The sequence below is a fragment of the Streptomyces sp. SID1328 genome, from assembly GCF_009865595.1.
Lineage (GTDB): Bacteria > Actinomycetota > Actinomycetes > Streptomycetales > Streptomycetaceae > Streptomyces > Streptomyces griseoluteus.
The window spans coordinates 1-10,974 of record NZ_WWKH01001082.1; the positions used below are offsets into that span (position 1 = coordinate 1).

Here is a 10,974-nt window from a genome sequence, read left to right on the forward strand (position 1 = left end):
GGGTGGCGGGGCGGTTGGCCAGGCGGCCGTGATCGTCGGTCCAGATGGCGACCGGGGCGCCCGTTGCCGCGCCTGGCGTGACGCGGACCTGGCCGGTGCGAAGTGCGCCGTCGGGGGCGGTCCAGCGGACCTCCGCCCAGACGCGTTCGCCGGTGGAGCCGCGGGCGCCGGAGCGGCCGGGGGCGTGCGCGACGACGTAGGCGGCCATCGGATGCGTGGCGGCCCGTTCCTGGGCGAGGTCGCGCTCGACCGTCCGCGCGGCCATGAACCCCGCGACCGTCCCGGCCAGCAGGGTCAGCAGCCAGGCGCCCACCAGTACCCACCCCTCCACCACGTCGGCACGGCGCCGCAGTGGATTCCTCCGCCACCGCCAGAGCCACCGACGCGGACCACGGAACACCTCCAAGGCCAGCCTCCTCCCGAGCGCACCGAAAGTCCGGACCTCCCTCCGATACGGACACCTGACGCCCGTTGCTCAGGGTCACTGTCAGTGGCGGGGTGCAGACTGGGCGGAATCAGCAGACGCCGCGTCCGACACCGATGCGGCACAGTGGACAACGAGGTCCCGGAGGTGGTCGTCATGACCGAGGTACTGCTCGCCGTGGGAACCCGCAAGGGCCTGTTCATCGGCCGACGGCGCGGCGGCGCCTGGGAGTTCGACGACGGCCCCCGCTTCAACGCCCAGGCGGTCTACGCGGTCGCCATCGACACCCGTGGTGACACACCCCGCCTGCTGGCCAGCGGCGACAGCGCGCACTGGGGCCCGTCGGTGTTCCACTCCGACGACCTGGGCCGCACCTGGACCGAGCCGGCCCAGCCCGCCGTCAGGTTCCCCAAGGACACCGGCGCCTCACTGGAACGCGTCTGGCAACTCCACCCGGCCGCCGCCGAGCCGGACGTGGTGTACGCGGGTACCGAACCGGCCGCGCTGTACCGCTCCGAGGACCGTGGCGAGAGCTTCGCGCTGGTACGCCCGCTGTGGGAGCACCCGACCCGCTCGCAGTGGGTGCCGGGCGGCGGCGGGGAGGGGCTGCACACGGTGCTGACCGACGCCCGCGATCCGCGGGCGGTGACGGTGGCGGTCTCCACGGCCGGAGTCTTCCGTACGACGGACGGCGGCGAGAGCTGGGCCCCGTCGAACTCAGGGGTCTCCGCCGCGTTCCTGCCCGACCCCGACCCGGAGTTCGGCCAGTGCGTGCACAAGGTCGCCCGGGACGCTGACGACCCCGACCGCCTCTATCTCCAGAACCACTGGGGCGTCTACCGCAGCGACGACTCGGGCGCCCACTGGACCGACATCGGCGAGGGCCTCCCCTCGACCTTCGGCTTCGCCGTCGCCGCGCACCCGCACCGGGGCGGCACGGCCTACGTCTTCCCCATCAACGCCGACTCCGACCGCGTCCCCGCCGAGCACCGCTGCCGGGTCTTCCGCACCCCCGACGCGGGCAAGTCCTGGGAACCCCTCTCGCAGGGCCTCCCCCAGGACGACCACTACGGCACCGTCCTCCGCGACGCCCTCTGCACCGACGACGCGGACCCGGCGGGCGTGTACTTCGGCAACCGGAACGGCGAGGTGTTCGCCTCCGCGGACGACGGGGACACGTGGGAGCAGTTGGCGTCCCATCTGCCGGATGTGCTGTGCGTACGGGCGGCGGTGGTGGGCTGAGGAGCTCGTCCGCTGCGGGCGGGCGCCAGGCTTGACCAAGCCCGGTGGGCCGATGCGGGTAGCTCGGCCCACCTCGCGGCGCGCCCTACGGCAGGCGCCAGTCCACCGGCTCCGCGCCCTGGTTCGCCAGCAGTTCGTTGGCCCGGCTGAACGGACGGGAGCCGAAGAAGCCGCGGTCGGCCGACATGGGTGAGGGGTGGGCGGACTCGATGGCCGGGTAGTCGCCGAGGAGGGGGCGGAGATTGCGGGCGTCGCGGCCCCAGAGGATGGAGACCAGGGGCTTGCCGCGGGCGGCGAGCGCGCGGATGGCCTGCTCGGTGACCTCCTCCCAGCCCTTGCCGCGATGGGCGCCGGGCTTGCGGGGCGCGGTGGTGAGGGCCCTGTTGAGCAGCAGGACACCCTGCGAGGTCCACGGGGTCAGGTCACCGTTGGAGGGCCGGGGCAGGCCCAGGTCGGTGTTCAGCTCCCGGTATATGTTCTCCAGGCTGCCCGGCAGCGACCGCACCTCCGGCGCCACCGCGAAGCTCAGCCCGATCGCCATGCCCGGCGTGGGATACGGGTCCTGACCCACGATCAGGACCCGCACATCGTCGAAGGGCTGCTGGAAGGCCCGCAGGACATTCGCCCCGGACGGCAGATAGGTCCGCCCCGCCGCCACCTCGGCACGCAGGAAGTCCCCCATGGCCGTGATGCGGTCGGCCACCGGGTCCAGGGCCTTCGCCCAGCCGGCCTCTACAAGTTCGTTCAACGGTCGTCGTGCCACGTCAAGTCACTCTAGTGGCCACCACCGACATCACCCGAACGGCTGTGGATCAGCCCCCGCGTACGCCCCCTCCCCCGCTACCCTGCCTCCGTCGTACGCGCGCTCCGGCGAGGAGGAGGGGATCCCGTTGTTCGCAGAGGGCAAGGCGGTTCACCCGGCCGCTCCCGGTTACCTCGCGGTCGACTCCGGAGGCTCCGGCCTGCGCGTGGCCGTAGGGGCGTACGACGGAGCGCCCCCGGTGGAGGCCAGGTCCGGACAGCCGGTACGGACCGGGGAGCGGGGCATCGACCCGGCCCATCTGCTGGAACTGGTACTGCCGTTGGCGCGCGCCGTCGCGGCCGAGGCCGGTGTGGACGAGCTGACCACGGCCGTGATCGGCGCCGCCGGCTTCGCCACTCTGGGCGACGCCCTCCGCGCCGAGTTGCCGGACGCGCTGACCCGCGCGCTGGGAGTACGGACCGTGGCCCTGGCCGCAGACGCGGTCACCGCCTACATCGGCGCCCTCGGACCCCGTCCGGGCGCCGTACTCGCGGCCGGCACCGGCCTGATCGCCATCGGCACGGACCTGACCACCTGGCGCCGCGCGGACGGCTGGGGCCACCTGCTGGGCGACTGTGGCGGCGGCGCCTGGATCGGACGGGCCGGCCTGGAGGCGGCGCTACGGGCGTTCGACGGCCGCGCGGGCGGCTCCGGACCGCTGCTGGAGCGCGCGCGGGAGCGGTTCGGGCAGCCGCCGGAGCTGCCCGGTCTGATCTACCCCCGCCCCGACCGAGCCGCCGTACTCGCCTCCTTCGCCCCCGAGGTCGCCGCCTGCGCCCCGCACGACCCCGTGGCCACCGGCATCCTGCGCGCGGCCGCCCGCCACATGGCCGAGTCCGTCGCCGCCGTGTGCCCAAGGTCCGGTGAGCCCGAAGTCGCCTGGACGGGTGGGCTCTTGAAGTTGGGGGAGCCGCTTCTCTCCTTCCTGCGGGACGAGTTGGCGCAACAGGCACCCCACGCCCGGCAGACCGCACCCCAGGGCGATCCTCTGCACGGTTCGTCCCGGCTCGCGGCCGCACTCGCGGCCGGAGACGCCATCTGGCCCGAGGACCCCCGTCTGCTGTGCGTATCGGGCGCACACAAGAGAGCGACATAAGGGAAATCCATCCCACCGATCCCTCAACTACCCGATACGGGACCGGATCAGCCGCCCCATGTACGCAACTCATCCGACAAAAGCGGACGGATACCGCTCACCTGCACCCTCCCCGAACAGGGGCGCTCGGGAAACCAGTAACATGCGGCGCCATGAGCTCCCCCACTGGACCCGAGTCCGGCCTGCCAGTACGAATGCCGCGACCCCGCCAGCCCGGACGGCACCGCCGTCCGGAGCCGCTGGTGGCTCCCGAGGACGCGCCCGCGTTCGTCCTCGCGGTGCCCGGTGCGCCCAGCGCCGCCACGCGCAGCCTCGCCGAGGAGGTCGTGAGCATCGCCCGCTCCGAGCTGCCCGGCCTCGACGCGCGGATCGGATACCTGGACGGGGACGACGACGAATTCCCGACCCTGAGCGCCGTCCTGGCGCGCGCCGCCGAGCAGCGCACGGCCCGCCACGAGCAGGCCGTCGCCGCCGGTTCCGACGCGAAGGCGCCGGACGGGCCGGTGGCCGTGGTCGTGCCGCTGCTGGCCGGTCCCGACAACGCCCTGCTGCGGCAGACCCGCCAGGCCGTGATGGACAGCCGGGTCGCCGCCGAGCTGACCGACGTCCTCGGCCCGCACCCGCTGCTCGCGGAGGGGCTGCACGTGCGGCTGTCGGAGGCGGGCCTCGCCCGTGCCGACCGCGCCCGCCTCTTCACGGTGGCGACCGCGGCCGACGGCATCATCCTGGCGTCGGTGGGCGGCGAGGAGGCCGTGCAGGCCGCCGGCATCACGGGCATGCTGCTCGCCGCGCGCCTCGCCGTGCCGGTGATGGCGGCCGCGCTCGACCAGGAGGGTTCCATCGCCTCCATCGCCGAGCAGCTCCGCGCCTCGGGTTCGCAGCAGCTGGCGCTCGCGCCGTACCTGATCGGCCCGGAGATCGACACCGCGCTCCTCACGGCCGCGGCCGCCGAGGTCGACTGCGCCACCTCCGAGGCCCTCGGCGCCTACCCGGCCATCGGCAAGCTGGCCCTCGCCAAGTACACGGCCTCCCTGGGCATCGCCCAGCAGCCCCAGGGCGCCCCGGCCTTCTGACAAGGCCAAGCACCCAGGAAGGGCCCGCCCCGGCAACCCCGGAGCGGGCCCTTCGCGCTGCCTGAACCACTCAGCAGTCCTCCCCCAGACCCACCCGGGGGCGCGGGGAACCGCGCGACAAGCCACAACCCACCCGCACTACCCAGCAAGCCTCACTCAAGCCCGCCCAGGGCGCGGGGAACTGCGCGATCAGGCCCCAGGGACCCGCACCCTCAAGCCCCCACCAGCCGGCCCGCCCCCGCAGCCTCCCGAAGCGGCTCCGCCAGATCAGCCAGGGCGTGCTCAAGGCCATGCAAATGGACCAGCGCAGGCTCCACCGGAGCCTCACCGGGCCGGTGCAAAGGCTCGGAGCCCCCTTCCGTGAGCGCCTCCACAGCCGCCTCCACCCGCCAGCAGGCAGCAGCCAGCCGAGCATCGTGAGACGCCTCAGGGTCAGCGGCAACCGCCACCAGCCCCCGGACCTCCCGCGCACACTCGTCCAGAAGCGCCAGCACCCGCCGGGCCCGCCCCTTACGCCCCGCCAGCGGATTCAACGGATGCACCAACGGCGCGACAGACATCCGCACCCGCCCGAGCAACTGCTCCAGCTCGGCCACCCGCGGAGCGGGGTCAGCCGTAGCGGACCCCGCAAGCCGCGCCGCCGCCTCAGCCGTGCACGCGTGCACACACCGCAAGGCCCGCTGGATCCACGCATCGGTGGTGGCGTGCGTAGTCACCGGCAGCACCACCAGCACGGCCAGCATCGCCCCCACCGCCCCGACAGCCGTCTCGGCCACCCGCAGCGCCAGCAGCGAAGGCGTGAGCACGCCGAGCAGCCCGTACAGAACCTCGGCCAGCAAGGTCACCCAGAGCATCATCCAGGTGTAGGAAACCGCGGCCGAGTAGAAGATCCCGAACACCGCGACCGCGACCAGCGCCACGGACGGCACGACTGCCCCGTCCACCGGCAGCGCCACCAGCAGCCCCAGGCCGATCCCGAGCACGGTGCCGAGCACGCGCCGGAACCCCCGTACCAGCGTTTCCCCGCGCGAGGCGGTGTTGACGAAGACCCACCAGGTCGCCCCGACGGCCCAGTACCAGCGCTGCCCGGACAACACCTGCCCGAGGACCAGCGCGAACCCGGCGCCCGCGACCGCCTGCGCGGCCTGCCGGGTGGTCACGCGGGCCAGCCCCGTGCCCCCCGGCGGGGCGGGCACCGTGGGCACCGGGAGCCCCCGCTCGTAACACCAGACCCCGAAGCGCACCGCGGCAGCGCTGAGCACGGACAGCAGGACGGCGGCGTACAGCTCGGGCAGTTGCACCGGGGTGACGTGCAGGAACTGCCCGACGAAGAACATCATGAAGGCGAACACCCCGACGCTGTGCCCACGCGGCCCCCACCGGCGCGCGTACACCCCCGCGCCGACGACCGCGAGGAAGGCCAGGTCACGCGCGACCGGATACGCGTGCAGCTCGGCGGCGACCGCCAGTACCAGCACGCCCACCCCGGGAAGCAGCGCCGTGGTGACGGCCTGCCCGCGCACGGTGGCATCGGCGACGGTGAACAGGGCGAGCAGCGCGGCGAGACCACCCGCGACCATGCCGGGCAGCGACTGCCCCGCGAGCCCGCACACCACGACGGCAAGCCCGATACCGAGCACGGCCCGCGCGGCGAAGCGCAGCCGCACCCGCCCCGGGTCCGGCGCCATGAACACCTTCTTCAGCACTGCTCGTCCGCCCCCTAGTGGCCGTTCGCACGAAAAAGGCGCCGCGGAATCCGCAGCGCCATCGACACCCCTATGACAGCACCTCAAGTCCGTTTGGCTCAACTGCCTCCCTCTTCGCTGAGCCATTGGTCCAACCAGGCCGCACTGCTCCAGTCACCCCACGGACCAACGGCCCAGGTCGCACGGCATTCCGGAACCCGGAGACACTGAGCCATTGGTACAGTCACGCTGTTCGACGAACCGCGAGGAGGCCGAACCACGATGGCCGTGGACGAGCTGGACACCCGCATCCTGCGCCTGCTGCTGGAGCAGCCGCGCACCAGCGTGCGCGAGTACGCCCGCCTCCTCGGGATCGCGCGGGGCACCCTCCAGGCCCGGCTGGACCGGATGGAGCGGGACGGCGTGATCACCGGCACGGGCCCCTCCCTCTCCCCCGCCGCGCTCGGCCACCCCGTGCTGGCGTTCGTGCACATCGAGGTCACACAGGGCCACATGGACGATGTCGGGGAGGCGCTGGCGGCCGTTCCGGAGATCGTCGAGGCGTTCTCCACCACCGGCGGCGGGGACCTGCTGGCGCGGGTGGTGGGCCGGGACAACGCCCATCTGGAGGACGTGATCCAGAAGCTGATCAGCGTGCCCGGCGTGGTGCGCACCCGTACCGAGGTGGCCCTGCGGGAGCGGGTGCCGTACCGGCTGCTGCCCCTGGTGGAGTCGGTGGGCCGGTCGGCGGCGAAGCCCTGACCGCCCGCGCGGGCCCGTTCCCCGTGGTGCGGCGGTGAGGGTCACTGCATAGCGTGACTCCATGACTACAGTCCAGAGCCGCCCTGCCGCCGGCGATGACCGACGGCGGTGGCAGGCGCTCGCGGCCTGCCTCGTGGCGGGCTTCATGACGCTGCTCGACAGCTCGATCGTGAACGTCGCGCTGCCCTCGATGGAACGCGGCCTCGGCGCCGACGCGGCCGACGTGTCCTGGGTGGTGTCGGGCTACGCCCTCACCTTCGGCCTCGCCCTCGTCCCGGCGGGCCGGCTCGGCGACGTACGCGGGCGCCGGGCGGCGTTCCTGTTCGGGCTCGCGCTGTTCACGCTCACCTCGGTGGCGTGCGGGCTGGCGCCGAGTTCGGGCTGGCTGGTGGTCTTCCGGCTGCTGCAGGGCGCGGCCTCGGGCATCGTCGCCCCGCAGACGACGGGGCTGATCCAGCAGATGTTCCAGGGCTCCGACCGGGCGCGCGCGTTCGGCATGCTGGGCAGCGTGGTCGGCATCTCCACGGCGGTCGGACCGCCGGCGGGCGGCCTGCTGATTGAGGCGTTCGGCGTCGACGACGGCTGGCGCTGGGTGTTCTACGTGAACCTGCCCATCGGCGTGGCCGCGTTCTGCGCGGCGCTGCGGCTGCTGCCGCGTACCCCGGTGGCGGACAAGCGGCGGGAGGGCGCGGACCTCACGGGCGTCCTGCTGCTCGGCGCGGGTGTGCTGGCGCTGATGCTGCCGCTGGTGCAGGAGCAGCAGTGGACGGGCCGGACGAAGTGGGCCCTGATGCCGGTGGCGGCGCTGCTGCTGGCCGCGTTCTGGCGGTGGGAGCGCCGTCAGGGCAAACGCGGAAACGATCCGCTGATCGACCTCGAGCTGTTCTCCCTGCGCTCCTTCACCCTGGGCGTGCTGCTGAACGTGGTGTACTTCGGCGGCTTCACCACGGTGTTCTTCGTCTACACCCTCTACTTGCAGAACGGCCTCGGCTACGGGGCGCTGGCAGCGGGTCTGGCGTCGCTGCCGTTCGCCGTCGGTTCGGCGGCCGGGGCGGCGCTGGGCGGCCGGCTGGTGATGCGGCACGGCCGCAAGCTGGTGGTCGTCGGCCTGATCGGGGTGGCGGTGGGCCTGCTCGCCGTGATCGGCGTCGTACAACTCGTCCAGGGACCGGGCGCGGCCTGGGCAGCGGCGCTGCCGCTGCTGCTCGCGGGGGTGGGCTCCGGGGTGACGATCTCTCCCAACACCACGCTGACCCTCACCCGTGTCCCCGTCCGGCGGGCCGGGGCGGCGGGCGGCATCCTGGTGACGGCCCAGCGCATCGGCTCGGCGGCCGGGATCGCGGCCGTGGGCGCGGTGTACTTCGCCCACCTGGCCAACCACGGCACCTCCACGCGGGCGCTGCAACTGGGTCTGCTCACGGCGGTCGGGATCATCCTGGTCGCGCTGGTGCTGGCCCTCGCCGACCTGTGGGAACGGCAGGCGCACCCGGGGCCGCCGATGGGCGAGGGCCCGGCGCCCGAGCCGGCGGAGCGCACGCCGTCCAAGGCGTGAGCGCTCAGGACTTGCGGCGCGGCTTCCCGGGACGTCCGCCGGAGCGCCCGCGCACGGGCCGCCCGGTGGGCTTGCCGCTCTTCTGCTTGGGGGCACCTTGGGCGGGCTTCTTCTTCTGCTGCTTGGGCTCCGGGGGCGTGGCGCGGCCCCGGGTGCTGTTGACGGTGCGGCCCCGGACGATGCCGATGAAGTCCTCCACCCGGTCGGTGGTGGCCTCCTCCGGCCAGGCGAGGGCGATCCGGGACTGCGGGGCGTCGACGACCGTGCGGTAGGTGAGGTCCTTGCGGTGGTAGAGACGCGCGAGGGACTGCGGGACGATCAGCAGGCCGACGTTGGCCGCGACCAGTTCCAGGGCGTCCGGGGTGGTGGCGGGCCGCTCGAAGCCGGGCTCACCGGGCGGGGCGTCCCAGTCGAAGACGTCGTCCAGCGGGTGGAAGAGCACCTCGTCGGCGAGGTCGGCGAGCGTGACCTCCTCGGCCGCGGTGATCACGTGGTCCTTGGGGACGACGACCACCGTGTCCTCGGTGTACAGGGGGATCGCGCTGAAGAAGTCACGGTCGACGGGCAGCCGTACGAAGCCCGCGTCGGCATCTCCCGCGCGCAGCAGGGCGTCCGCCTCGGCGGCGGGGACCTGGGTGAGGACGAGGGGGGTGCCGGGCAGGCGCTCGTTCCAGATCCGCACCCATTTGGCGGGCGTCACTCCGGGGACGTACGCGAGCCGGAACGACGGTGATTCTTCCGAGCCTGTCACCAGGCCAGGCTACCGGCCGTGGTCGGCTGCCACGCACACGGCCGATACCCTTGACCTCATGAGTTCGCAGCAGAGCCCCCAGACGATGAAGCCCGCCACCGCGGCGAAGAAGCTGGGTGTGTACCTCCCCGCCACCCCCGCCGCCTTCCAGGAGGGTGTGGTCTCGCGCGCCGAGCTGAACGAGCTCCAGACGAACCCGCCCGAGTGGCTGCGCGAGCTGCGTCAGAACGGCCCCCACCCCCGTCCGGTGGTCGCGGCCCGCCTCGGCATCTCGATCGCGGGCCTCGCTCGCGGCGGCGTCACCGAGCCCCTGACCACCGCCCAGATCGAGGACCTCCGCGAGGAGAGCCCCGAGTGGCTGGAGAAGGAGCGCGCCACCCAGGCCGAGGTCCGCAAGGAGACCGCGCGCATCAAGAAGCTGCACGAGAAGAAGGAAGCCAAGGAGAGCTGACGCTCCCACGCTGATGACGCGGCCGCGCCCCTGGGGTGCGGCCGCGTTGTTTATTGCGTCGACAACCCCCCGCCGCCCCCGGCAGAGTGGCCGCCCGTGACGAGCAGCGAGCTGTGGGACCGTGCCAGTGCCGAGCGCTACGACGCGGAGGAGACGGAGATGTCCTCGGCGGAGGTGCTCGGTCCGACCCTCGACTTCCTCGCCGGACTTGCCGGTGCCGGGCGGGCGCTGGAGTTCGCCGTCGGTACCGGGCGGGTGGCGGTGCCGTTGCGGGAGCGCGGGGTACCGGTGGCGGGGATCGAGTTCTCCGCGCACATGGCGGCGGTACTGCGCCGGAAGGTGGACGAGGAGACGCTGCCGGTCACGCTCGGGGACATGGCCACGACGGTGGTGCCGGGCGAGTTCAGCCTGGTCTACCTCGTCTACAACACCATCTCCAACCTGCTCACGCAGGACGAGCAGGTGGAGTGCTTCCGTAACGCGGCCCGGCATCTGGCGCCCGGTGGCCGCTTCGTCATCGAGCTGGGGGTGCCTCCGCTGCGGCTGCTGCCGCCCACACAGGTGGCGGTGCCGTTCGACGTGTCGGCGCACCATATCGGCTTCGACACCTTCGACCTGGTGGAACAGATCCTCGTCTCGCACCACCTCACACAGGACGGCGAGGACGGCCGGTACCGCCGTTCCGCCTCCCGCCACCGCTATGCCTGGCCGGCGGAGCTGGACCTGATGGCCCGCATCGCCGGGCTGGACCTGGAGCGGCGGGTGGCGGACTGGACCGGCACCCCGTTCACGGACACCTCGACCAACCACATCTCGGTCTGGCGGAAGCCGCTCTGAGCGGGTCACCGGTACTTCCCCGCCATGGTCCACACCTGATAGACGCAGGAGGCATGACACAACTCTCCCGCGCCGCACGCGGTGTCATCACCGCCGTAGCCGCCCTGCTGACCGTCACCGCCGCCTCCGCCACGGCCCGCGCCACGCCGGAACCGAAGGCGCCGAAGGACTTCGTGGCGCTGAGCACGGTGGACCCGACGATCATCCAGGAGATGCGCTACTTCACCCCGCACAACTTCGTCGGCGAGCGCATCGACGGCTACCGCCAGCCGATCTGCGTCCTCACCCGCCCCGCCGCC

The 10,974-nt window shown here is 73.0% G+C and carries 10 protein-coding genes and 2 pseudogenes; 8 read left to right on the plus strand and 4 right to left on the minus strand.

Features of this window, described 5'->3' with window-relative positions:
* Positions 1–334 (minus strand): annotated as a pseudogene (locus GT030_RS35015) (hypothetical protein); the annotation flags it as partial.
* Positions 335–580: 246 nt separating this feature from the next.
* Between GT030_RS35015 and GT030_RS35020 the strand changes: the two are divergent.
* Entirely contained in the window at positions 581–1,666 is a 1,086-nt protein-coding gene (locus GT030_RS35020) for an exo-alpha-sialidase (protein ID WP_161204515.1), read from the plus strand.
* Positions 1,667–1,751: 85 nt separating this feature from the next.
* Here the strand turns inward: GT030_RS35020 and GT030_RS35025 are convergent, their stop codons facing one another.
* Positions 1,752–2,429: a uracil-DNA glycosylase gene (locus GT030_RS35025; protein ID WP_161204516.1), complete on the minus strand. Its 678-nt coding sequence runs from the start codon at positions 2,427–2,429 to the stop codon at positions 1,752–1,754.
* Between the two features lie 127 nt (positions 2,430–2,556).
* Here GT030_RS35025 and GT030_RS35030 point away from each other — a divergent pair, with 127 nt between their 5' ends.
* The gene (locus GT030_RS35030; protein ID WP_237523038.1) at positions 2,557–3,564 is read left to right on the plus strand and encodes a BadF/BadG/BcrA/BcrD ATPase family protein; all 1,008 of its coding nucleotides are present in this window, start codon (positions 2,557–2,559) and stop codon (positions 3,562–3,564) included.
* Between the two features lie 152 nt (positions 3,565–3,716).
* Entirely contained in the window at positions 3,717–4,637 is a 921-nt protein-coding gene (locus GT030_RS35035; protein WP_202460953.1) for a hypothetical protein, read from the plus strand.
* Between the two features lie 212 nt (positions 4,638–4,849).
* On the opposite strand, the gene GT030_RS35040 is transcribed toward GT030_RS35035, so the two are convergent.
* Complete coding sequence (locus GT030_RS35040; RefSeq protein ID WP_161204518.1) at positions 4,850–6,343, minus strand: FUSC family protein; 1,494 nt, start codon at positions 6,341–6,343, stop codon at positions 4,850–4,852.
* A 261-nt stretch (positions 6,344–6,604) separates the two neighbouring features.
* On the opposite strand from GT030_RS35040, the gene GT030_RS35045 reads away from it, so the two are divergent.
* Positions 6,605–7,084, plus strand: a complete 480-nt coding sequence (locus GT030_RS35045; protein WP_030803612.1) for an Lrp/AsnC family transcriptional regulator — start codon at positions 6,605–6,607, stop codon at positions 7,082–7,084.
* Between the two features lie 61 nt (positions 7,085–7,145).
* Positions 7,146–8,636, plus strand: a complete 1,491-nt coding sequence (locus tag GT030_RS35050) for an MFS transporter (RefSeq protein WP_161204519.1) — start codon at positions 7,146–7,148, stop codon at positions 8,634–8,636.
* 4 nt (positions 8,637–8,640) lie between these two features.
* Here GT030_RS35050 and GT030_RS35055 read toward each other — a convergent pair whose 3' ends face one another.
* Positions 8,641–9,387: a LysR family substrate-binding domain-containing protein gene (locus tag GT030_RS35055; protein WP_161204520.1), complete on the minus strand. Its 747-nt coding sequence runs from the start codon at positions 9,385–9,387 to the stop codon at positions 8,641–8,643.
* 58 nt (positions 9,388–9,445) lie between these two features.
* Between GT030_RS35055 and GT030_RS35060 the strand changes: the two genes are divergently transcribed.
* From GT030_RS35060 to GT030_RS35070, 3 genes and pseudogenes are all read left to right on the plus strand, one after another.
* Positions 9,446–9,838: a DUF5997 family protein gene (locus GT030_RS35060; protein ID WP_161204521.1), complete on the plus strand. Its 393-nt coding sequence runs from the start codon at positions 9,446–9,448 to the stop codon at positions 9,836–9,838.
* 96 nt (positions 9,839–9,934) lie between these two features.
* Complete coding sequence (locus tag GT030_RS35065) at positions 9,935–10,675, plus strand: class I SAM-dependent methyltransferase (RefSeq protein WP_161204522.1); 741 nt, start codon at positions 9,935–9,937, stop codon at positions 10,673–10,675.
* A 53-nt stretch (positions 10,676–10,728) separates the two neighbouring features.
* A pseudogene (locus tag GT030_RS35070) lies at positions 10,729–10,974 on the plus strand (D-alanyl-D-alanine dipeptidase); the annotation flags it as partial.

Coding starts and splice junctions, on each gene's coding strand:
- GT030_RS35020 (WP_161204515.1), top strand. CDS start 581: ATGACCGAGGTACTGCTCGCCGTGGGAACCCGCAAGGGCCTGTTCATC.
- GT030_RS35035 (WP_202460953.1), top strand. CDS start 3,717: ATGAGCTCCCCCACTGGACCCGAGTCCGGCCTGCCAGTACGAATGCCG.
- GT030_RS35045 (WP_030803612.1), top strand. CDS start 6,605: ATGGCCGTGGACGAGCTGGACACCCGCATCCTGCGCCTGCTGCTGGAG.
- GT030_RS35050 (WP_161204519.1), top strand. CDS start 7,146: ATGACTACAGTCCAGAGCCGCCCTGCCGCCGGCGATGACCGACGGCGG.
- GT030_RS35060 (WP_161204521.1), top strand. CDS start 9,446: ATGAGTTCGCAGCAGAGCCCCCAGACGATGAAGCCCGCCACCGCGGCG.